Source organism: Lelliottia jeotgali (genome assembly GCF_016771845.1).
Classification (GTDB): Bacteria; Pseudomonadota; Gammaproteobacteria; order Enterobacterales; family Enterobacteriaceae; genus Enterobacter; species Enterobacter jeotgali.
This window is the reverse complement of sequence record NZ_JAENMQ010000001.1, coordinates 536483-558830: the sequence shown is the minus strand read 5'-3', so window position 1 is coordinate 558830 and position 22348 is coordinate 536483. Positions and strand designations below refer to the sequence as shown.

Genomic DNA, 22348 nt, shown 5'->3' with positions numbered 1-22348 from the left:
AACCTGCTGAATATCTTCAGACATAAAAAAACCCGCTACGAGAGCGGGTTTTTTATTAGGCTAGCAATTAAGCGTTTTTCTTCACTTTTTTGTCAGCTTTAACAACCGGTGCTTCAGATTTCACTGCAACAGAGTTGTCTTCGTGGAACTCACGGCCGTAGTAGGTATCCAGCAGAATCTGTTTCAGTTCGGAGATCAGTGGGTAGCGCGGGTTAGCACCAGTACACTGGTCATCGAAGGCATCTTCAGACAGCTTGTCAACGTGTGCCAGGAAGTCAGCTTCCTGAACACCTGCTTCACGGATTGACTTAGGAATGCCCAGTTCAGCTTTGATGCTGTCCAGCCATGCCAGCAGTTTCTCGATCTTCGCAGCGGTACGGTCACCGGCAGCGCTCAGACCCAGATGATCTGCGATTTCAGCGTAGCGACGACGAGCCATTGGGCGGTCGTACTGGCTGAATGCAGTCTGCTTGGTTGGGTTGTCATTCGCGTTATAACGGATAACGTTGGAGATCAGCAGGGCGTTCGCCAGACCGTGAGGAATGTGGAACTGAGAGCCCAGCTTGTGCGCCATTGAGTGACACACACCGAGGAAGGCGTTAGCAAACGCGATACCTGCGATGGTGGCAGCATTGTGCACACGCTCACGAGCAACCGGGTTTTTAGAGCCTTCGTTGTAAGACGCTGGCAGGTTTTCTTTCAGCAGTTTCAAAGCCTGCAGAGCCTGACCGTCAGAGAACTCAGAAGCCAGCACGGAAACGTAAGCTTCCAGAGCGTGAGTCACTGCATCCAGACCACCGAACGCACACAGTGATTTCGGCATATCCATCACCAGGTTGGCATCAACGATAGCCATATCTGGAGTCAGAGCGTAGTCAGCCAGTGGGTATTTCTGACCAGTCGCGTCGTCGGTAACAACCGCAAACGGAGTCACTTCAGAACCGGTACCGGAAGTGGTGGTGACGGCGATCATTTTCGCTTTCACGCCCATTTTCGGGAACTTGTAGATACGTTTACGGATATCCATAAAGCGCAGCGCCAGTTCTTCGAAGTGAGTTTCTGGATGTTCGTACATCACCCACATAATTTTCGCGGCATCCATTGGGGAACCGCCACCCAGCGCGATGATCACGTCTGGTTTGAAGGAGTTAGCCAGCTCAGCACCTTTGCGAACAACGCTCAGGGTTGGGTCAGCTTCAACTTCGAAGAAGACTTCAGTTTCAACGCCTGCTGCTTTAAGAACAGAGGTGATCTGGTCCGCATAGCCGTTGTTGAACAGGAAACGGTCAGTCACGATGAGCGCACGTTTGTGGCCATCAGTAATCACTTCATCCAGCGCGATTGGCAGAGAGCCACGGCGGAAGTAGATAGATTTCGGAAGTTTGTGCCACAACATGTTTTCAGCTCGCTTAGCAACGGTTTTCTTGTTGATCAGGTGCTTAGGACCAACGTTTTCAGAGATGGAGTTACCACCCCATGAACCACAACCCAGAGTCAGGGAAGGCGCGAGTTTAAAGTTGTACAGGTCACCGATACCACCCTGCGAAGCCGGGGTGTTAATCAGAATACGTGCGGTCTTCATTTTGTCGCCGAAGAATTTAACGCGTTCTGGCTGGTTGTCCTGGTCGGTGTACAGGCAAGAGGTATGACCGATACCGCCCATTTCTACCAGTTTTTCTGCTTTACTGACGGCGTCATCGAAGTCTTTCGCACGGTACATCGCCAAGGTCGGGGACAGTTTTTCGTGTGCGAATGGCTCGCTTTCATCAACCACTTTCACTTCACCAATCAGGATCTTAGTGGTAGCCGGAACAGTGAAGCCTGCCAGTTCAGCAATTTTGTATGCTGGCTGACCAACGATGGCTGCGTTCAATGCGCCATTTTTCAGGATGATGTCCTGAACGGCTTTCAGTTCTTTGCCCTGCAGCATGTAGCCGCCGTGGCTGGCGAAACGTTCGCGAACCGCGTCATACACTGAATCAACCACAACAACGGACTGCTCAGAAGCACAGATTACGCCGTTATCGAAGGTTTTAGACATCAGAACAGAAGCAACAGCACGCTTGATATCAGCGGTTTCGTCGATAACAACAGGGGTGTTACCTGCGCCAACGCCGATAGCTGGTTTACCAGAGCTGTATGCAGCTTTAACCATGCCTGGGCCACCGGTTGCCAGAATCATGTTGATGTCCGGGTGGTGCATCAGGGCGTTAGACAGTTCAACGGACGGTTGGTCAATCCAGCCGATCAGATCTTTTGGTGCACCTGCAGCGATGGCAGCTTGCAGAACAATATCAGCGGCTTTGTTAGTCGCATCTTTAGCGCGTGGGTGTGGGGAGAAGATGATTGCGTTACGGGTCTTCAGGCTAATCAGAGATTTGAAGATAGCGGTTGAAGTTGGGTTCGTTGTTGGAACGATACCGCAAATGATGCCGATAGGTTCTGCAATAGTGATGGTACCGAAGGTGTGGTCTTCGTCCAGCACGCCACAGGTTTTCTCATCTTTATAGGCGTTGTAGATATACTCTGAAGCGAAGTGGTTTTTAATCACCTTATCTTCAACGATACCCATACCGGATTCAGCAACGGCCATTTTAGCGAGAGGGATTCGAGCATCTGCAGCAGCCAGAGCGGCGGCGCGGAAGATTTTATCAACCTGTTCTTGGGTGAAATTGGCATATTCACGCTGGGCTTTTTTAACGCGCTCGACGAGTGCGTTCAGTTCAGCGATATTAGTAACAGCCATAATGCTCTCCTGATAATGTTTAAACTCTTTTAGTAAACCAGCGCTCGATACGACACCATTATAGACGAGGTATCAGTACTTGCTTAACACACAGTAAAACAAAGGTTTAGTGTTGTTTACTGTTGACGCTTAGCACTAACTTACTAAAAGAGCCTGACTTTAGCATCATCCCTTTTTGTTTCTATCTCTCCCTTTCGGTGTTACCCAGATTACTCACTTCTGAGTACGAAAAACATGATCTAAATCAATTTACACCGAAGCTGATACCTTTCAGCACGGGTATTTCGCACAATCATATCAAGTGTTAAATAATTACAAAAGTAATGGAACCGAAACGCGCATTGAATACACATATACTTAACACATGAAAATCATAGCGTTTTGACACAGATTTCTGGTGAAGTGTGCTGATAAAAAGCGTATCTTCAGCGCGGTTTTTATCCATTTATTCTGTCGTCTGGGCCATGCTGATTTGCGGAGCTAACTGTGACCCCATTGCTCTTTGATTTTTCTACTTATTTTAAGTTTTTTATCGGTTTGTTCGCGCTCGTTAACCCGGTCGGGATCATTCCTGTCTTCATTAGTATGACCAGTTATCAGACGGCGGCTGCCAGAAACAAGACCAACCTGACTGCAAACATGTCGGTGGCCATCATTCTGCTGACTTCGCTTTTCCTGGGTGATTCGATTCTGCAAATCTTTGGTATTTCCATCGATTCCTTCCGTATTGCGGGTGGCATCCTGGTGGTGACTATTGCCATGTCGATGATTAGCGGGAAACTGGGGGAGGATAAACAGAACAAACAGGAGAAATCAGAAACAGCGGTGCGCGAAAGCATCGGTGTTGTGCCTCTGGCTTTGCCATTAATGGCAGGACCGGGTGCCATCAGTTCGACTATCGTCTGGGGTACGCGTTACCACAACTGGTTTCACCTGATTGGTTTTTCCGTGGCGATAGCGCTTTTCGCACTCTGCTGTTGGGGCGTGTTCCGCATCGCTCCCTGGCTGGTACGTTTGCTTGGGCAGACCGGCATTAACGTCATCACCCGTATTATGGGCTTACTGCTGATGGCCCTCGGAATCGAATTTATTGTAACCGGACTGAAAAGTATTTTCCCAGGGTTACTAAATTAGTCATTTCATTTGAAAGAGCGGAGCCAGTGGCTCCGTTTTTTTACGTGATTATCAGCAAATCATATAAATAAAGTTGAAAACTTCACAAGACATAATAAATTCTGCTAATAAAACACTTTTCTTACATTTCAGTAACTTAGTTTTTTCCCGTCTGATCACCTGAACATAAACCGCGCAAACACTCTGTTATTTTACTCACACGATACTCTGGGGCTTGCTGTGGGATAACTGAAATGATATTAGTAATTTCAACATTCCGTTAGACGAATGTGCTAAATAATAATCAATTGTTAATTTTTTGTGTAAAACGCAGTCGATACAGGCACCCGTCGGCTACTGACGAGAGAAAACTCTCTATCACATTGAATACCTGGTAGTTTCTTTAGCATTGATGTGTGGCAGGACGCCCCCCAGAAAAACGGGACTCCCCGTAAAAGAGAATTGCTTAACAAATTTGCAAAATGTATTGGCGCGAAATTAAGCCATTTGGTACTTTCCGGCCTTATATTTTGCCAACGAATTTTTCCAGATGAGAATGATTTTCAAAAATAACGCTCATCTCAGCAAGACATCACACGTCTCAAAACAGGGGAGGCGTGTAAAAGAATCGACGCAAGGCGGCCAGACGAGCCACCAGTAATAAGTACAGTCGGTGATAGCAAGAAGTAAACGACCTGACAGCAGCTAAACTCCTGCGTTGTTCAGGACCCCTTAGGGGAAATAAACAGGCTGGCATTAAAACCAGTAATTATAATGAGTGGAGTATCAACACAATGTCCATCATCACAAAAAAAAGTCTGATCGCCGCAGGAATTTTCACCGCGCTGATCGCAGGTAATATGGCAATGGCTGCTGATGTACCTGCAGGTGTTACACTGTCAGACAAGCAAACCATGATCCGCAACAACGGCGCTGAGCCACAGTCTCTGGACCCGAACAAAATTGAAGGGGTTCCGGAAGCAAACATCAGCCGCGATCTGTTCGAAGGTCTGCTGATTACCTCAACGAAAGACGGCCACCCGATTCCTGGCGTCGCTGAGTCCTGGGATAACAAAGACTTTAAAGTCTGGACATTCCACCTGCGTAAAGACGCAAAATGGTCCAATGGTGAACCTGTCACCGCACAAGATTTCGTTTATAGCTGGCAGCGTCTGGTGGATCCAAACACCGCATCCCCGTACGCCAGCTATCCGCAGTACGGTCACATCCTGAACGTTGATGAAATCATCGACGGCAAAAAGAAACCTTCTGAGCTGGGCGTGAAAGCGGTTGACGACCACACTCTGGAAGTGACCCTCAGCGAACCTGTTCCGTATTTCTACAAACTGCTGGTTAACCCGGCCATGTCACCGGTCAATAAAGCCTCTATCGAAAAATTCGGTGAGAAATGGACTCAGCCAGCGAACATCGTCACCAACGGTGCATACAAGCTGAAAGACTGGGTGGTTAACGAACGTATCGTGATGGAGCGTAATACCAACTACTGGGATAACGCGAAAACCGTCGTTGATCAGATTACCTATCTGCCGATCTCGTCTGAAGTCACCGACGTAAACCGCTACCGCAGCGGTGAGATCGACATGACCTATAACAACCTGCCGATCGAACTGTTCCAGAAACTGAAAAAAGAGATCCCGACAGAAGTTCACGTTGACCCGTATCTCTGTACTTATTACTACGAAATCAACAACCAGAAAGCACCGTTTAACGACGCGCGCGTTCGTACCGCGCTGAAGCTGGGTCTGGATCGCGACATCATCGTCAACAAAGTGAAAGCGCAGGGCGACCTGCCGGCGTTCGGCTACACCCCGCCATACACTGACGGCGCAAAACTGACCAAACCAGAGTGGTTCACCTGGACGCAAGAAAAACGTAACGAAGAAGCGAAAAAACTGCTGGCTGAAGCGGGCTATACGGCTGATAAACCACTGACGTTTAGCCTGCTGTACAACACTTCCGATCTGCACAAAAAACTGGCCATCGCAGCGTCATCCATCTGGAAGAAAAACCTGGGTGTGGACGTGAAACTGGTGAACCAGGAGTGGAAAACCTTCCTGGATACCCGTCATCAGGGCAACTATGACGTGGCACGTGCTGGCTGGTGCGCGGACTACAACGAACCAACTTCATTCCTGAACACTATGCTGTCTGATAGCTCAATGAATACCGCGCACTATAAGAGCCCGGCGTTTGACGCGATCATGAAAGACACGCTGAAAGTGACTGACGAAGCGCAACGTACCGCACTGTACGATAAAGCGGAACAGCAGCTGGGTCAGGACTCTGCCATTGTACCGGTTTACTACTATGTGAACGCGCGTCTGGTGAAACCTTGGGTTGGCGGCTATACCGGCAAAGATCCGATGGATAACATTTACACCAAAGATCTGTACATCATTAAGCATTAATGGCAAACCGTGGGGCAAAGCAATTTGCCCCACCGTGTCTTAATTCATCGCACAATATACACGGCATCATTCAGGAATAACGGAATGAGCATGTGTAAAAGGCACACGCCAGAAGGTACGGGCAATGTTGAAATTTATCCTACGTCGCTGTCTTGAAGCGATACCGACGCTGTTTATTCTTATTACCATTTCGTTTTTCATGATGCGACTCGCCCCCGGTAGTCCGTTTACCAGTGAGCGCGCGCTGCCGCCAGAAGTGATGGCGAACATTGAAGCCAAATATCATTTAAACGATCCGATCTCCACTCAGTACTTCAATTATCTGAAGCAACTGGCACAGGGGGATTTCGGCCCTTCGTTCAAATATAAAGACTATTCCGTTAACGACCTGGTGGCTTCGAGCTTCCCCGTTTCGGCTAAATTAGGCGCTGCGGCATTTATTCTTGCCGTTGTCCTGGGAGTGACCGCAGGCGTTATCGCCGCGCTCAAACAAAATACCCGATGGGATTATTCGGTAATGGGCATTGCGATGACCGGGGTGGTTATCCCGAGCTTTGTCGTTGCGCCGTTGCTGGTGATGATATTCGCCATCACGCTGAAATGGCTGCCCGGAGGCGGCTGGAATGGTGGGGCGCCGAAGTACATGATACTGCCGATGGTGGCGTTATCTCTGGCGTATATTGCCAGTATCGCGCGTATTACCCGTGGCTCGATGATTGAAGTGCTCCACTCCAACTTTATTCGTACCGCGCGTGCAAAAGGCCTGCCAATGCGCCGCATCATTCTCCGCCATGCGTTAAAGCCTGCGCTGCTGCCAGTGCTCTCCTACATGGGCCCTGCGTTCGTTGGGATCATCACAGGTTCTATGGTTATCGAAACCATCTACGGCCTGCCGGGTATCGGCCAGCTGTTCGTGAATGGTGCGTTGAACCGCGACTACTCGTTGGTTCTTAGCCTGACTATCCTGGTGGGTGCATTGACTATTCTCTTTAACGCCGTTGTCGATGTGTTGTATGCCGTTATCGACCCGAAAATTCGCTACTAGCGCCGGAGTACGCCATGATGTTGAGTAAGAAAAACAGCGAGGCGCTGGAAAACTTCAGTGAGAAACTCGAAGTAGAAGGGCGCAGCCTGTGGCAGGATGCCCGTCGTCGCTTTATGCACAACCGCGCAGCGGTCGCCAGCCTGGTGGTATTAGTATTTATCGCCTTGTTCGTGACCCTGGCGCCTATGCTGTCGCAGTTCACCTATTTCGATACCGACTGGGGCATGATGTCCAGTGCGCCAGATATGGTATCCGGTCACTACTTTGGGACTGACTCTTCAGGTCGTGACCTGCTGGTACGTGTGGCTATTGGGGGACGTATTTCCCTGATGGTTGGTATCGCTGCTGCGCTGGTGGCCGTGATTGTTGGTACGCTCTACGGTTCTCTTTCCGGCTATCTGGGCGGCAAGGTGGATTCCGTGATGATGCGTTTGCTGGAAATCCTGAACTCCTTCCCGTTCATGTTCTTCGTTATCCTGCTGGTGACCTTCTTTGGGCAAAACATTCTGCTGATCTTCGTGGCCATCGGTATGGTGTCCTGGCTGGATATGGCGCGTATTGTGCGCGGCCAAACCTTGAGCCTGAAGCGCAAAGAATTTATCGAAGCGGCACAGGTGGGCGGAGTGTCCGTCAGCGGGATAGTGGTCCGTCACATTGTCCCGAACGTGCTGGGTGTGGTAGTGGTTTACGCCTCACTGCTGGTGCCAAGCATGATCCTGTTCGAATCTTTCCTGAGCTTCCTCGGTCTGGGTACGCAAGAGCCACTGAGTAGTTGGGGCGCGCTGTTAAGTGATGGCGCAAACTCAATGGAAGTTTCACCGTGGCTGCTGCTGTTCCCGGCAGGTTTCCTGGTGGTAACCCTGTTTTGTTTCAACTTTATCGGCGATGGCCTGCGTGATGCCCTCGATCCGAAAGACCGCTAAGGAGTGCCGCGATGACTATTATTGAAACGGCAACTGCGCCAGAGGCGCAACAGCAGAAAAATGTCCTGCTGGATGTCAAAGATTTACGCGTCACTTTTAAAACGGCGGACGGTGACGTCACCGCCGTAAACGATCTGAACTTCGATCTGCGTGCGGGCGAAACGTTGGGTATCGTTGGTGAATCCGGTTCCGGCAAATCGCAAACCGCTTTTGCGCTAATGGGTCTGCTGGCCCCGAATGGGCGCATTGGCGGGACCGCGACGTTTAACGGTAAAAACATCCTCAACCTGCCTGAGCAAGAGCTGAATAAGCTGCGTGCCGAGCAGATTTCGATGATTTTCCAGGACCCAATGACCTCCCTGAACCCGTACATGCGTGTGGGTGAGCAGCTGATGGAAGTCCTGATGCTGCACAAAGGCATGAACAAAGCAGAGGCGTTCGAAGAATCAGTCAGAATGCTGGATGCAGTCAAAATGCCTGAAGCGCGTAAGCGTATGCGCATGTTCCCGCATGAGTTTTCCGGTGGTATGCGCCAGCGCGTAATGATTGCTATGGCGCTGTTATGTCGGCCAAAATTGCTGATTGCCGACGAGCCAACCACCGCGCTGGACGTGACCGTTCAGGCGCAGATCATGACCCTGCTGAACGAACTTAAGCGTGAATTCAACACCGCGATCATCATGATTACTCACGATCTGGGTGTGGTTGCCGGGATTTGTGACAAAGTGCTGGTGATGTACGCCGGTCGAACTATGGAATACGGTAAAGCACGTGATGTGTTCTATCACCCGGCACACCCGTATTCGATTGGTCTGCTGAACGCAGTTCCGCGTCTGGATGCGGAAGGCGAATCGCTGCTGACCATTCCAGGCAATCCGCCGAACCTGCTGCGTCTGCCGAAAGGCTGCCCGTTCCAGCCGCGTTGTCAGTACGCAATGGAAATCTGCAACAGCGCCCCACCGCTGGAAGAGTTTGCACCAGGCCGCCTGCGCGCCTGCTTTAAGCCGCATGAGGAGCTGGTATGAACGCCATTGACGAGAAAAGAAATGTCCTGCTCGAAATCGCTGATTTAAAAGTGCATTTCGACATCAAAGACGGCAAACAGTGGTTCTGGCAGCCGCCAAAAACCCTGAAAGCCGTCGATGGCGTCACGCTGCGTCTCTATGAAGGGGAAACCCTCGGCGTCGTTGGTGAATCGGGCTGCGGTAAATCGACGTTTGCGCGCGCCATAATCGGACTGGTCAAAGCGACGGAAGGAAAGGTGGCCTGGCTGGGTAAAGATCTGCTGGGGATGAAACCGGATGAGTGGCGCGAAGTCCGTAGCGACATCCAGATGATTTTCCAGGACCCGCTGGCGTCCCTGAACCCGCGTATGAACATCGGTGATATTATTGCCGAGCCGCTGCGCACCTATCATCCTAAAATGCCGCGTCAGGAAGTTCGCGATCGCGTCAAAGCAATGATGATGAAAGTCGGCCTGCTGCCAAACCTGGTTAACCGCTATCCGCACGAATTTTCTGGCGGTCAGTGTCAGCGTATCGGTATTGCTCGTGCGCTGATTCTGGAACCGAAGCTGATTATTTGTGACGAACCGGTTTCCGCGCTGGACGTGTCGATTCAGGCGCAGGTTGTCAATCTGCTGCAGAAATTGCAACGGGAAATGGGGCTGTCGCTGATCTTCATCGCCCACGACCTGGCGGTGGTGAAGCATATTTCTGACCGCGTGCTGGTGATGTATCTTGGTCATGCCGTCGAGTTGGGCACCTACGATGAGGTGTATCACAACCCGCTGCACCCGTATACGAAAGCGCTGATGTCTGCGGTGCCTGTTCCCGATCCGGATCTGGAAAAAAATAAAGTTATCCAGCTTCTGGAAGGAGAGCTGCCTTCGCCGATCAATCCGCCGTCAGGCTGCGTGTTCCGCACGCGTTGCCCAATGGCGGGGCCGGAATGTGCGCAAACCCGGCCTGTTCTGGAAGGAAGTTTCCGCCATGCGGTTTCCTGCCTGAAAGTAGACCCGTTATAATCGCAAGGGCTGACATGATGTCAGCCCTTTTCTTTTGCGAGGTCAACGTGTCGATTTCCGTTTCTTCTGTACGGCGTAAGACGTATCGCCTGCTATTCGATCCCAACACCCGCTCCGGGCGTCGCTTCGAAGGATTGTGCGGCCTGTTCGCGCTTCTCAGCGTATTAATCATTTTTGTCGAATCAGGGCTAGGAACCCAGTATCACCTGACGTTTGATGAATGGCATCTTTTCGTCTGGCTGGAACTGTTTGTCACCCTGGTATTTACCCTTGAATATTTCCTGCGCCTGTTCAGCTGGGCCAACCCGTCGAAATATGTCTTCAGTTTTTGGGGAATTATTGATTTAGCGACAATTCTGCCGCTGTATGTGATGTGGCTATGGCCGGAAATCAGCATTAATTACGTCTTTGCCTGGCGGGCAATGCGTGCCATACGCGTACTTCGTGTTTTAAAGTTGCTGCGTTTTATGCCGTCGTTGCGTGTGTTCTGGAAAGCGATTTACAGCGCCCGTCACCAGCTGATTCTCTTCTATTCGTTCATTGCGATAGTGATGGTGGTCTTTGGCTCGCTGATGTATTTAATCGAAGGGCCGACGTACGGCTTCACCACGCTTAATGCGTCGGTGTACTGGGCGATTGTGACGGTGACGACCGTGGGCTACGGGGATATCACGCCGCACACCCCGCTTGGCAGGATCGTGGCATCGGTATTGATTTTGATTGGCTACTCGGTCATTGCGATTCCGACGGGATTAATTACTACACACATGAGTGCGGCATTTCAAAATCGTCAGCAGCAGCGAAAATGTCCGAAGTGTAATCAGACAAGTCATGAACACAGCGCGCGGTATTGCAATCACTGTGGAAGTGAACTCCCGGAATAAATAAAAAAGGCTGCAATCGCAGCCTTTTTTATTATTCGCGCCAGAGGATATGGCACAGCTTGTGATCTTTTTCCCGACACAGCAACACGCGGGCAAAGATATCATTAAGCTCACCGCCGTCGGTATCGGCCAGACCAATCACCACTTCAGCGAAGAAGTCCGGGGTGAGGTCGAAATCGACGTGCTCAGCCCAGTCTTCAGACGGGTCAAACAGCTCCGCGCCGCCGCGTTCTTCAAACTGTAGATTGAAGAGGATCACGTCTGCGGGATCGAGATTATCCATCGCCAGTTCAAGAAAAATATCGTAGGCCTGCTCAAGCGTTTCGTCTTCAGTCAGGCGATTATTCAGATCCATTTCCATGATGATTACCTGTTAAAACATCGTTGGGCACGTTTTACAGCAACGGGCTAAAGAAGTAAAACAGTCGTTCGGTGATCCGCTGCCACAGCGGGCGTTTCATCCATAAGTGTGCGTCCAGCAGGCGCGAGCGGGAAATATAATCGTCCTGCACCGCCGCCAGATCGCCACCAAAACCGGCGTCGTCAATCACCAGCGTGATCTCAAAATTGAGCCACAGGCTGCGCATATCCAGATTCACGGTGCCGACCAGGCTGAGCTCGCCATCGACCAGCACGCTTTTGGTGTGCAGCAACCCGCCTTCGAACTGGTAAATTTTGACACCCGCTGCCAGTAGCTCGCTAAAGAAGGCGCGGCTGGCCCAGCCGACCAGCACCGAATCGTTTTTACGCGGCATGATAATGCTGACGTCTACGCCGCGCTGTGCAGCGGTGCAAATCGCGTGCAGAAGATCGTCGCTAGGGACAAAGTAGGGCGTGGTCATGATCAGATATTCACGCGCGGAATAGGCCGCCGTCAGAAGCGCCTGATGAATCAAATCCTCCGGGAAACCCGGCCCGGACGCGATGGTGTGAATGGTATGCCCACTCTCTTGTTCAAACGGCATGATATTGGCATCGGGCGGCGGCGGCAGAATGCGTTTACCGGTTTCGATTTCCCAGTCGCAGGAGTAGACAATCCCCATCGAGGTGGCGACCGGACCTTCCATTCGCGCCATTAAATCGACCCACTGACCCACACCGGAGTCCTGTTTGAAGAAGCGCGGGTCGACCATATTCATGCTTCCGGTATAGGCAATGTAGTTGTCGATCATGATCATCTTGCGATGCTGGCGTAAATCCATGCGTCGCAAGAATACGCGGAACAAGTTCACTTTCAGCGCTTCGACGACTTCGATACCGGCATTGCGCATCATGGTTGCCCACGGGCTGCGGAAGAACGCCACACTACCGGCAGAGTCCAGCATCAGACGGCAGTGAATGCCACGACGCGATGCCGCCATCAGAGATTCCGCAACCTGATCGGCCATTCCACCAGGCTGCCAGATATAAAAAACCATCTCGATATTATGACGGGCGAGCTGGATATCGCGGATCAGCGCCTGCATCACGTCATCGGAAGTGGTCAGCAGTTGCAGCTGATTACCTTTCACGCCGCCGATCCCCTGGCGACGTTCACAAAGCTTGAACAGTGACGAGGCGACGCTGCTATTCTCCTGGGCAAAAATATGTTTGCAGGATTTCAGATCGTTAAGCCATTTCGCCGTTGACGGCCACATGGCGCGCGCGCGTTCAGCCCGGCGTTTACCCAGATGTAACTCGCCAAAAGAAAGATACGCGATGATCCCCACCAGCGGCAGGATGTAGATGATCAAAAGCCAGGCCATGGCAGAAGGGACGGCCCGGCGTTTCATCAGGATGCGAAGCGTCACACCTGCGATCAGCAGCCAATATCCCAGAATGAGCAGCCAACTCACCACGGTGTAGAAGGTTGTCATAGTTTAAAAATCCTTTTGAAAGCGTATTGTTATGAGTGTACGCATCAGAATTGATCTGGCAAATAAAAAGGGCCGCTAAAAGCGCTGGTTTACCACGGTCAGGGGTTTATAATGGCGTTTCTGTTAAGGAAAGAGTTGTAGACATGAGACGCAGCAGAACCGAAGTAGGGCGCTGGCGTATGTTGCGACAAATGAGTCGTCGTAAAGCTCGTTGGCTTGAGGCTCAATCCCGCCGCAATATGCGTATCCACGCCATCAGAAAATGTGGACTTAGCCATCACCGAAATGCACTGGTGTTTGCTGTTCGCGATCTCTGAGTACCCTGAAGGCACCGTTACAGGTGCCTGATGTTTTCTTCTTTACTATCAGATTTCGCAGTATCCCCCAGCCCCCCTTGTTCAGATATAATCCGCCTAAACAACGCGTTGAACGTAGAATATGAATCCATTCCTGTGGGTATTGGTTGTGCTTTTTGCGCTGGATGCGCTCAGGGAAAGTTTGCGACTGGCATCATTTATTGCACTGGTTGAATATGCCGAAGCATGGATGATGCAGTGGAACATCTAAAAGGGAATAAAAGGGATGAACGGAAAAATAATGGCTGTCGTTATGGGCATTGCGTTACTGAGCGGTTGCGCCAGCACCAAAACAGCGCCTGAAAGACATGCTTATTACTTTGTGTCGCATAAATCTACTTTTGTAGGCGGTAATTTTACCAGCAACCAACAGCAGAATTATCGGCTGAATGTTCCACAATTTCGCGAGCTGTACGAGCAGGGCAAAACTGACCGAAAAGCGGGGCGAAACGCCAGCGAGGCCAGTCAGTATGCGCAAAGCATTCGCGATCAGCTGAAAAAGAGCGTCAAGACAAACCACAGCTTTAGCGGTAATGCGAACGATAAATGGTCCTCCGATATGGAAATGAAGGATGCGATATTGTTCGGCAATGAACTTGCTGCGTCTTATCTTGACGGTTATAACGGCGTACAATAGTCAGCAGATGAACCCTGAGAATGTCGCGTTATGGCGGCATTTTATTTTTTAAAAAGGAGCCGGTGGTGTTTGCGGAGTTTGGTGTACTTAATTTCTGGACCTATGTTGTCGGGGCCTTATTTATCGTACTGGTTCCCGGACCTAATACCTTATTTGTGTTAAAAACGGGCATCGGCCACGGTGTGAAAAAGGGCTATCTTGCCGCCACAGGCGTGTTTATCGGCGATGCCGTTCTGATGTTTCTGGCGTGGGCGGGCGTGGCTGCGCTGATTCAAACCACACCGGTTCTTTTTAATATTGTTCGATATCTCGGTGCATTCTATCTGCTGTGGCTGGGTGGAAAAATGCTCTGGTCAGTGCTAACGCATAAAGCGGGCGCGCAAACCGGTGGAACTGAACCTGCCAGCATGATCATGAAGCGCTCGCTGGTACTGAGCCTGACCAACCCGAAAGCGATTCTATTCTACGTCTCGTTCTTCGTGCAGTTTATCGACGTCAGCGCCAAAAATACCGGCACCTCCTTTCTGATCCTTGCCACAACCCTTGAGCTGATCAGTTTCATGTACATGAGTTTCCTGATTTTCTCCGGTGCGTTTGTCACTCGCTACCTTAAAACCAAAAAGAAACTGGCGAAACTGGGGAATGGTTTGATAGGGCTGTTATTCGTGGGGTTTGCAGCGCGGCTGGCGTCACTGCATTGATAAAAGGCTCCTGCGGGAGCCTTTTCTGTCACATCAGAACACTTTCTTAAACGGACGCACTGTCACTTTTTCATAAACACCTGCCGCGACGTACGGGTCGGCTTCGGCCCAGGACTGCGCGGTTTCCAGTGATTCAAACTCGGCAATGACCGTGGAGCCGCTAAAACCTGCGGCACCAGGGTCGTTGCTATCGACAGCGGGCATAGGGCCTGCGGTTAGTAATTTTCCTTCGTCATGTAATAGTTGTAGACGCGCGAGATGGGCTGGGCGCACGGAAAGTCGTTTTTCCAGAGAATCGGCAACATCTTCAGCGTAGATCACGTAAAGCACGGCGGAGCTCCTTAGCCATAAAAAGTGTCAATAACGTTATGTGAAAGCATCGATGACTGCAATGTAAAGATAACGACCTTGTTAAAACCTTAACAAAGACGCGCCTTTTTTGGCCTCGCGTGCAGTTAAATCGCGAGAAGATGGAGTGTCTTATTGAATATGATTGCTATTTGCATTTAAAATCAAGGCCTGGTTTTTTAACTGAAACGATTATGACTTCGATGACCCTGGATTTACCTCGCCGCTTTCCCTGGCCGACGCTGCTGTCCGTTGTGATTCACGGTGCTGTCGTGGCGGCTTTGCTCTACACTTCGGTTCATCAGGTTATTCAAATGCCCGCGCCAGCGCAGCCGATTTCAGTGACCATGGTGTCACCGGCAGATCTGGAGCCGCAGGTGGTTCCACCTCCACCAGAGCCGGTTGTCGAGCCTGAGCCAGAGCCTGAGGTTGTTCCGGAGCCGCCGAAAGAAGCGCCTGTTGTGATCCACAAGCCGGAGCCAAAACCTAAGCCGAAGCCAAAACCGAAGCCGGTCAAGAAGGTTGAAGAGCGTCCGAAACGTGAAGAGCGCCCGGTTGAGCCGCGTGCGGTGCAGTCGACACAAAATACCGCGCCAGCGAAACCGGTAATGAACAGTTCGCCGACCACCGCGAAACCGGTGGTAACCGCGCCGTCAGGCCCACGAGCCATGAGCCGCAATCAGCCGCAATATCCTGCGCGTGCTCAGGCGCTACGTATTGAAGGACGTCTACGTGTGAAATTTGACGTCACGGCAGATGGCCGGGTGGATAATGTCGAGGTGCTCTCGGCGCAACCGGCAAACATGTTCGAGCGTGAAGTTAAAGCGGCGATGCGCAAATGGCGCTATGAGCCAGGCAAACCTGGCAATGGACTCATCGTTAATATTGTTTTCCGCCTGAACGGCGGGGCACAGATGGAATAAACAAGAAAGCCTCCGAATGGAGGCTTTTTTTATACCTTCGGGAACGGACGAGGTGTACCCTGGCTGTCTACCGCAACATAGATAAACAGCGCTTCGGTAGCCTTGTAGCGCTGGCCGATAGGTTCTGAAGAGACCTTCTTCACCCACACTTCGATATTGATAGAGATCGACGTATTACCGCGTTTCACGCAGCGGGCGTAGCAACACACCACATCACCCACGGCGACCGGACGTAAAAACGTCATCCCATCGACTCTGACCGTTACCACGCGGCCATGAGCTATCTCTTTAGCGAGGATCGCACCGCCCATATCCATCTGTGCCATTAACCAGCCGCCGAAAATATCACCGTTCGCATTGGTGTCGGCGGGCATTGCAAGTGTGCGTAAAACCAGTTCGCCCTGAGGGGCGTCATTCGTTGTTGTCATTGTTTCTTAAGCTCGTTACGGAAGACGACAGGCGGGATGCTACTATGATTTACAGCCGGTGGGAAATAGAAGGAAAAGGCCAGACAGAAGTCTGCCTGGCCTGGAATCTTAGTGCTTGTCGTCTTGCGGCATATGTCGATAGATGTACACACCGCTCAGCAGTGTGAAAATCAGGGTTAACGCCGTCAGACCAAAGACCTTGAAGTTGACCCAAATATTCTGCGGCAGCCAGAACGCGATGTAGATATTCGCCAGCCCGCACAGAATAAAGAACAGCGCCCAGGCGACGTTCAGTCGCGACCACACCTGCTGCGGAAGGGTGATCTCTTTCCCAAGCATGCGCTGAATCAGAGGCTTATTCATCACCCACTGACTGAACAGCAACGCACCCGCGAACAGAGCATAAATCACCGTCACTTTCCATTTGATAAACTCATCGTTATGGAAGAACAGGGTTAATCCGCCAAACACCGCCACCAGAACAAAAGTGATCAGCGCCATTTTTTCGACTTTACGGTAGCGTAGCCAGCTGTAAATCAGTACGACGGCAGTGGCTACGATTAAGGCCGCTGTCCCGGCATAAATGTCGTACAGCTTGTAAAACGCGAAAAATACGACCAACGGTAAAAAATCAAGAAACTGCTTCATTCTTCGATTCCATCATTTGCTTTCAGGGAAACTATTGGCGAATCAACATATACAGGCGGAACAAATAGACCAGTAACACCGCTGAAATCAGGTTACTGAGTGTATTGGCGACCACGGCACCGACATTCGGTGTCAGCACAGCAAAATTAGGTGCAAACAGCAGCAACAGTGTTTTTGCCAGTAGCCAGCTTATGACTGCAGGCGCAACCAGGCGCATATTAGCCCAGGCCAGTTTCATACTGCTGCGCATCGCTGTAAATATCCCCATCTTGTCCTGTACCAGCATCACCGGGGAAAACGAGAGGACAATTGCCAGTAAAACGCCCGGCACAACAACCAGCATAACGCCGATCTGCACCAGCATGGTGGTCAAAAAGATCAGGATAAACAACTTCGGTAATACCGGTGCGCTGGCACCGATGGCACGCAGGGCGCTCACGCGATGACCCGCAGAAATGAGCTGGACCATCAGCAATACACCGCCCGCCAGAATCGCGTTGCCGATCAACCCAGAGAAGGTCGATGCTGCAGAGGCGCGGAGCAAAATCTGCTGCTGGTCAGGCGTCATGTTCTGAACCAGATCAAACAGCCCGACGCTTCCGGCGAGGTGATCGCCCTGGCTGAGGGTCGCAATTTGATCATCACTCGGCGAAAACGCATGGCCAAGCACCACCGTGATAAACGCACATAACAAGGCGATCAGTAAAAAGGTAATGAACTGATTGCGGAAAAAATTCCCCGTGTCACGGTAGACGGACTTCGCCGTGATAGACATGCACTCTCCTTGAGTATTGCAGGTATTAATAAGCGGGCAATTGTACCCTGGATAACTCCGTCGTGGCAGCACCATGACTTGTATGGAAAAGCATATCTTTGTAAAGCAATGGTCATTATGGAAATTGACCTGCAATGGTCATCTGCGTGTTTGTTTGATTGGCAAAAATTAATCTGGATCAATGAATGTTAAATTACAAGCCTAAGTGTGATCTGCGTTAGATCACTTGTTACTCAATAATGGGTATATTCACCGCGCCAATAAAAACCACAACGATGGAGCGGATATGAAAAAGTTAGCAGTGGCAGCCCTGATCTTAAGCAGTATCTCTGGCGGCGCGTATGCGCATGAAGCAGGTGAATTCTTTGTGCGTGCAGGTTCGGCGACGGTTCGCCCGACTGAGGGATCTGACAATGTGTTGGGTAGTCTGGGCGGCTTTAACGTCAGCAACAATACCCAGCTGGGTCTGACGTTCACGTATATGGCAACGGAAAATATCGGGGTTGAACTTCTCGCGGCAACGCCGTTCCGCCACAAAGTAGGGACCGGCCCGACGGGGAATATCGCCACCGTTCATCAGTTACCACCTACGCTGATGGCGCAGTGGTATTTTGGTGACGCCAGCAGCAAGGTGCGCCCGTATATCGGCGCGGGTGTGAACTACACCACCTTCTTTGATGAGAAATTTAACGATAACGGCAAAGAGAATGGCCTTTCGGATCTGAGCCTGAAAGATTCCTGGGGCGCAGCGGGGCAGGTCGGGATGGATTATCTGATCAACCGCGACTGGCTGCTGAATATGTCCGTCTGGTATATGGATATCGACACCGACGTACGCTTTAAAGCGGGCGGGGAACAGCAGAGCGTCCATACGCGACTGGACCCGTGGGTGTTTATGTTCTCGGCGGGTTATCGTTTCTAATTGCGAACAGAAAACTGGCCATCAGCGGCCAGTTTTCTCTTTACCAACTATTCAGCCAGTTCAGGCATATTCTCCTGCACAAACTCCAGCACCTTTTCACCGTCCAGCGACGCAAACGGATAGCTTTCAATAACGGTTATCGGTTTTCCTTCGCCAATCTCAGCCCTCAATTCTTCCAGCTTATATTGAATATGCGGCGCGACTAAAAACGCATCAAACGCCGGGGCAACGCTGGCGAAATTATCCAGTCCGACGGCGCTAACCAGCAGTTTAATTCCACGTTCATCGGCAGCATGCTGCATCTTTTTGGCAAGCGACTGGGCGGTATTGCCGAACAGACAACAAATCAGTAACTTTTTCATCAGATTATCCTCATGGAAACTGAGGATACAGTATTCTCAGGCGTGAAAATAAAATGAGAGCTAACGCAACGTGCTGGTTGTTTTTTCGTCGATAAAGTGAAGAGGATAACGCTCCCGGCAGGGAACGTTGTCATAGGCGAGTTATTTCTGAATCAAATAGCGAATGGTCGGGCCGTCCTGTTGAATATCCAGCACTGTGTATCCGTGGTTTTTGGCATCCAGCGGGATGTTATTGATCGACTGAGGGCAATCGCTGACCACTTCCAGAATTTCGCCTTTTTTCAGTAAGGGCAAGGCTTCAAGCGTCGCGACGGCCGGATAAGGACAAGGTTCGCCTACCATATCGAGGCGATAATCAGGAACGATTTGCGTCATGCCACATTCTCCTGTGTTTCAGTGTTACGCGCGGTGCGACGGAAAAAGCGTTTTTCCTGCGCGATTACCAGTAAAAAGGCGATCAGCAGCAGAGCATAGGTGACCAGCAATCCACCTAACGGACCGAAAGTGTTCAGCAGGTTAACCTTATCCCAGCTGGTGGCGAGCGCCGGGGACACATCGTCCCAGTAGTAGGCGAGGATAGTCGAGCCGATGACGTTCCCCAGCCCGACCCACCAGTAATGCACCTGGCCTTCTACTGCGCGGTACATCCAGCCGGTTTCACATCCACCCGCAAGGACGATACCAAAGCCAAACAGCAAGCCGCCGATCACCGCATTTGGGCCAGCCCACATAATTTTGGGTTCAACGCCGAGCTGCACATAGCTGAAAATACCGATGGCACTCACCGCCATCCCGGCAATAATCGCTTTTGCCATCATGGTGCGACCGGTGATCCACATATCACGGAACGCCGAGGTAAAGCAGATTTGTGCGCGCTCAATCAGCAGGCCAAAACCAACGCCAAACAGCATCGCTAATCCCAGTTTTGGCCGATCGAATGCGGTACACAACGCCCAGGCGATCATTGCAAAAAAGACCAGCATCCCCAGACGGAAGCGGCGTTTTGCTTGATCCGGCTTTTGCGTCAGCGGAGAAGCCGCGCTGACTTTGGTCATTTTGACCGGAATACGAAATATCGGCAGCAGCGTGAAACGCGCGCCGAAGTACGAACCAATGGCGGTCGCCACGGCAAAAAACCAGGCGTGCAGGGAGAACTGAGGAATCCCGGTAAAGAAAGCCGCCAGGTTGCACCCCATCGCCAGACGTGCACCAAAGCCGGCAATGATCCCACCGATTACCGCCTGTGCAATACGAATGCGGCTGCGCGGCATACGCAGTTTGACGTTATTGGCCCACAGCGCGGCGGCAAAACAGCCTCCGAACATGCCAATAATCATCATTCCGTCAATACGGGTGAGCGGCGTGCCTTCCAGATGAATCAGTTTGAAATAGCCCCATTCCTCGGCATGCACGCCCGCCAGCTGTAAGAGTTGTCCACCCCAGCGGGTGAATTCGCCCGTGACCGCCCAGAAGGTACCGGTAATGCCGAAATAATAGGTAGAGAGGATGCCCGCAGCGATAACGGCGGGGACAGGATTCCAAAATTTAATCAGGTATGCCTGTTTGAATTGTTGCCATGACATGTGTAAGCCTCTGAACTCAGAAGGTGTTAACGCGGCCAACAGACCGAAAAGAAGACGCGATAATACGCTTGCGATGTTTTTTGAAAAGTCGATCGCGCCGAAAACATCGAAGCGATCAATTTTGGCCTACCCCTAAAGATTGTATTTAGCGAATAACGAACACTGTACGTTGCTTACTGTCATCGCTTTTCCAGGCGTCGGCGACATCTTCCAGCCTGGCCTGACGGGTTTTGATCGTAAAGCCGCCAGCGACGGATGCCTGGAGCATTTCCCCTGTCGCGTGGATGAGTTGTGTCATGGAAAGGCTGCCTATACCGCTGCCCATCATCAGAATGGGCGATGAGCGAAGTACGGCACCCGGCAAAGCGATTTCAGCGCCGGATAATGCACCAACCTGCACATATCTGAGCGGGTTAAGGGAGGAAGTGTGTTTTGCCAGCGCGGTGAGGATCGCGAGCGCACTTTGGCCCCAAAGATAATCAACCACCACGTCGATACCCTCTGCGGCCAGTCTGGAAAGTTGCTGGGCAATACTCTGCTCATCGTCGGTGATATTCACGCACTTGTCTGCGCCCAGACTGGACAAAACCTGCGGATTGCGTCCGGTAACGATGATTTTACCCGCGCCATGAAAGCGGGCAATTTGCACCGCGAGTTGACCCGCGCTACCGGTCGCGCCATTGATCAGCACGGTTTCGCCAGGCTGTAACTGCGCGCGCGTTATCAGTGCTGCCCATGCCGACATTCCAGGATTAGCCATTGCTGCAGCTGTTACGTCATCGAGATCGTCGGGCAGGGGGAGACAAAGATTCGCGTCGACAGGGGCAAATTCCGCCATGCTCCCCCACGGCGTCGGCGGAAACGCAAAATAGACGCGTTGACCCTCTTCGGTAACGCCCGTTCCGTCGATACCAGCGACAAAAGGCAACGTACCGTCAAAACTGTAATGCTTGCCTGAGGCCCGACTTTTCACCACGTGGCTTATCGCCGAGGCGGTAACGCGAACAAGATGTTGCCCCTGTTCAGCGTTGGGGGCGGCGAAATCGGCGTAAACCGGGCCTGTGGCCGGATCGAAAACGACAGCTGCTTTCATACTGTTTCTCCTGAACTGTAATATGTGTAAAATGCACATATCTGATAGAGGCACTATACTCGCCAGGAAAATATATGCAAGATGCACATAAATATGACGTGACGGATTTTCACGGCGCGCTGCTGGATATCATGGGCGTGATGAATCAGCCGCAGCGCGATGACATTCTGTTATCCGAAGCGGGTGTTTCGCTGGATCAAATTCTTTTCCCGCTGCTGGTAGCCATCGACCGCTATGGTCCGGTAGGCGTGGTCGAACTCGCTGACGGGCTCGGGCGGGATTACACTACCGTCAGCCGCCAGGTGAAACGGCTGGAAGCGCAGGGGCTGGCACAGAAAAAACCGGGTACGAAAGACAGGCGCGTGTCCGAGGTGACGATATCAACGCAAGGAAAAGCGTTAACCATGAAAATTGCTGAGGCACGCATGACGCTGATGAATCAGATTTTCAAAGACTGGCAGGAGGATGATGTGGGAAACCTGTTTCGGCTGGTACGAAAATATGCGGATAGCATTAAAGGAGAATGACCGTCTGGCGTAGCGCCAGACGG

General features: G+C 51.4%; 25 protein-coding genes and 1 pseudogene. 14 read left to right on the top strand and 12 right to left on the bottom strand.

Annotation, left to right across the window (positions count from 1 at the left end; all coding sequences use genetic code 11):
- Positions 1 to 67 precede the first annotated feature (67 nt).
- Complete coding sequence (gene adhE, locus JBO43_RS02705; RefSeq protein ID WP_095282251.1) at positions 68 to 2746, bottom strand: bifunctional acetaldehyde-CoA/alcohol dehydrogenase; 2679 nt, start codon at positions 2744 to 2746, stop codon at positions 68 to 70.
- 486 nt (positions 2747 to 3232) lie between these two features.
- Here adhE and JBO43_RS02700 point away from each other — a divergent pair, with 486 nt between their 5' ends.
- From JBO43_RS02700 to JBO43_RS02670, 7 genes are all read left to right on the top strand, one after another.
- Entirely contained in the window at positions 3233 to 3880 is a 648-nt protein-coding gene (locus JBO43_RS02700; RefSeq protein WP_095282250.1) for a YchE family NAAT transporter, read from the top strand.
- Between the two features lie 773 nt (positions 3881 to 4653).
- Entirely contained in the window at positions 4654 to 6288 is a 1635-nt protein-coding gene (gene oppA, locus JBO43_RS02695; RefSeq protein WP_133159621.1) for an oligopeptide ABC transporter substrate-binding protein OppA, read from the top strand.
- Positions 6289 to 6412: 124 nt separating this feature from the next.
- A complete protein-coding gene (oppB, locus tag JBO43_RS02690) occupies positions 6413 to 7333 on the top strand; it encodes an oligopeptide ABC transporter permease OppB (RefSeq protein WP_095282248.1) in 921 nt (306 codons plus the stop codon).
- Positions 7334 to 7347: 14 nt separating this feature from the next.
- Positions 7348 to 8256: an oligopeptide ABC transporter permease OppC gene (gene oppC / locus JBO43_RS02685; RefSeq protein ID WP_095282247.1), complete on the top strand. Its 909-nt coding sequence runs from the start codon at positions 7348 to 7350 to the stop codon at positions 8254 to 8256.
- 11 nt (positions 8257 to 8267) lie between these two features.
- Entirely contained in the window at positions 8268 to 9281 is a 1014-nt protein-coding gene (oppD, locus tag JBO43_RS02680) for an ABC transporter ATP-binding protein (RefSeq protein WP_095282246.1), read from the top strand.
- Positions 9278 to 10282 carry a murein tripeptide/oligopeptide ABC transporter ATP binding protein OppF gene (gene oppF, locus JBO43_RS02675; RefSeq protein ID WP_095282245.1) on the top strand — a complete coding sequence of 335 codons (1005 nt, stop codon included), beginning with the start codon at positions 9278 to 9280 and terminating at the stop codon, positions 10280 to 10282. The genes oppD and oppF overlap by 4 nt, the downstream gene beginning before the upstream one ends.
- 47 nt (positions 10283 to 10329) lie before the next feature.
- A complete protein-coding gene (locus tag JBO43_RS02670) occupies positions 10330 to 11166 on the top strand; it encodes an ion transporter (protein ID WP_095282244.1) in 837 nt (278 codons plus the stop codon).
- 31 nt (positions 11167 to 11197) lie between these two features.
- Here JBO43_RS02670 and JBO43_RS02665 read toward each other — a convergent pair whose 3' ends face one another.
- Together JBO43_RS02665 and cls are read right to left on the bottom strand one after the other, a co-directional pair.
- On the bottom strand, positions 11198 to 11527 hold the full coding sequence (locus tag JBO43_RS02665; RefSeq protein ID WP_202673674.1) for an HI1450 family dsDNA-mimic protein: 330 nt from the start codon (positions 11525 to 11527) through the stop codon (positions 11198 to 11200).
- A 34-nt stretch (positions 11528 to 11561) separates the two neighbouring features.
- The gene (cls, locus tag JBO43_RS02660; RefSeq protein WP_095282242.1) at positions 11562 to 13022 is read right to left on the bottom strand and encodes a cardiolipin synthase; all 1461 of its coding nucleotides are present in this window, start codon (positions 13020 to 13022) and stop codon (positions 11562 to 11564) included.
- A gap of 143 nt (positions 13023 to 13165) precedes the next feature.
- Here cls and JBO43_RS02655 point away from each other — a divergent pair, with 143 nt between their 5' ends.
- The 4 genes from JBO43_RS02655 to leuE all read left to right on the top strand — a co-directional run bounded on the left by JBO43_RS02655 (position 13166) and on the right by leuE (position 14716).
- The gene (locus JBO43_RS02655; protein WP_095282241.1) at positions 13166 to 13339 is read left to right on the top strand and encodes a YciY family protein; all 174 of its coding nucleotides are present in this window, start codon (positions 13166 to 13168) and stop codon (positions 13337 to 13339) included.
- Between the two features lie 121 nt (positions 13340 to 13460).
- Positions 13461 to 13589: a KPN_01571 family protein gene (locus tag JBO43_RS22915; protein ID WP_237729914.1), complete on the top strand. Its 129-nt coding sequence runs from the start codon at positions 13461 to 13463 to the stop codon at positions 13587 to 13589.
- A gap of 15 nt (positions 13590 to 13604) precedes the next feature.
- Positions 13605 to 14015: an Exc2 family lipoprotein gene (locus JBO43_RS02650; protein ID WP_202673673.1), complete on the top strand. Its 411-nt coding sequence runs from the start codon at positions 13605 to 13607 to the stop codon at positions 14013 to 14015.
- Between the two features lie 65 nt (positions 14016 to 14080).
- Entirely contained in the window at positions 14081 to 14716 is a 636-nt protein-coding gene (leuE, locus tag JBO43_RS02645; RefSeq protein WP_202673672.1) for a leucine efflux protein LeuE, read from the top strand.
- A 33-nt stretch (positions 14717 to 14749) separates the two neighbouring features.
- Here the strand turns inward: leuE and JBO43_RS02640 are convergent, their stop codons facing one another.
- Positions 14750 to 15046, bottom strand: a complete 297-nt coding sequence (locus JBO43_RS02640) for a YciI family protein (protein WP_095282239.1) — start codon at positions 15044 to 15046, stop codon at positions 14750 to 14752.
- A 221-nt stretch (positions 15047 to 15267) separates the two neighbouring features.
- Between JBO43_RS02640 and tonB the strand changes: the two genes are divergently transcribed.
- On the top strand, positions 15268 to 15987 hold the full coding sequence (gene tonB, locus JBO43_RS02635; RefSeq protein WP_095284298.1) for a TonB system transport protein TonB: 720 nt from the start codon (positions 15268 to 15270) through the stop codon (positions 15985 to 15987).
- 29 nt (positions 15988 to 16016) lie between these two features.
- Here the strand turns inward: tonB and yciA are convergent, their stop codons facing one another.
- From yciA to JBO43_RS02615, 4 genes and pseudogenes are all read right to left on the bottom strand, one after another.
- On the bottom strand, positions 16017 to 16415 hold the full coding sequence (gene yciA, locus JBO43_RS02630; RefSeq protein WP_095282238.1) for an acyl-CoA thioester hydrolase YciA: 399 nt from the start codon (positions 16413 to 16415) through the stop codon (positions 16017 to 16019).
- A gap of 108 nt (positions 16416 to 16523) precedes the next feature.
- Positions 16524 to 17063: a septation protein A gene (locus JBO43_RS02625; protein WP_095282237.1), complete on the bottom strand. Its 540-nt coding sequence runs from the start codon at positions 17061 to 17063 to the stop codon at positions 16524 to 16526.
- A gap of 31 nt (positions 17064 to 17094) precedes the next feature.
- Positions 17095 to 17838 (bottom strand): YciC family protein, encoded by a 744-nt coding sequence (locus JBO43_RS02620; protein ID WP_095282236.1) that lies wholly within the window; start codon positions 17836 to 17838, stop codon positions 17095 to 17097.
- A 25-nt stretch (positions 17839 to 17863) separates the two neighbouring features.
- Positions 17864 to 17950, bottom strand: a pseudogene (locus JBO43_RS02615) (YkgJ family cysteine cluster protein); the annotation flags it as partial.
- 174 nt (positions 17951 to 18124) lie between these two features.
- On the opposite strand from JBO43_RS02615, the gene ompW reads away from it, so the two are divergent.
- Positions 18125 to 18760: an outer membrane protein OmpW gene (ompW, locus tag JBO43_RS02610; protein ID WP_095282235.1), complete on the top strand. Its 636-nt coding sequence runs from the start codon at positions 18125 to 18127 to the stop codon at positions 18758 to 18760.
- A gap of 47 nt (positions 18761 to 18807) precedes the next feature.
- On the opposite strand, the gene JBO43_RS02605 is transcribed toward ompW, so the two are convergent.
- The 4 genes from JBO43_RS02605 to JBO43_RS02590 form a co-directional block, all read right to left on the bottom strand.
- Complete coding sequence (locus JBO43_RS02605) at positions 18808 to 19122, bottom strand: PTS sugar transporter subunit IIB (protein ID WP_095282234.1); 315 nt, start codon at positions 19120 to 19122, stop codon at positions 18808 to 18810.
- Between the two features lie 141 nt (positions 19123 to 19263).
- A complete protein-coding gene (yedF, locus tag JBO43_RS02600) occupies positions 19264 to 19497 on the bottom strand; it encodes a sulfurtransferase-like selenium metabolism protein YedF (RefSeq protein ID WP_095282233.1) in 234 nt (77 codons plus the stop codon).
- Positions 19494 to 20705, bottom strand: coding sequence for a selenium metabolism membrane protein YedE/FdhT (yedE, locus tag JBO43_RS02595; protein ID WP_202673671.1), 1212 nt, complete (start codon positions 20703 to 20705; stop codon positions 19494 to 19496). Before yedE ends, yedF begins: the two co-directional genes overlap by 4 nt.
- A 145-nt stretch (positions 20706 to 20850) precedes the next feature.
- Complete coding sequence (locus JBO43_RS02590) at positions 20851 to 21798, bottom strand: quinone oxidoreductase family protein (protein ID WP_202673670.1); 948 nt, start codon at positions 21796 to 21798, stop codon at positions 20851 to 20853.
- Positions 21799 to 21872: 74 nt separating this feature from the next.
- Between JBO43_RS02590 and JBO43_RS02585 the strand changes: the two genes are divergently transcribed.
- Complete coding sequence (locus JBO43_RS02585) at positions 21873 to 22325, top strand: MarR family winged helix-turn-helix transcriptional regulator (RefSeq protein ID WP_202673669.1); 453 nt, start codon at positions 21873 to 21875, stop codon at positions 22323 to 22325.
- Positions 22326 to 22348: the final 23 nt, after the last annotated feature.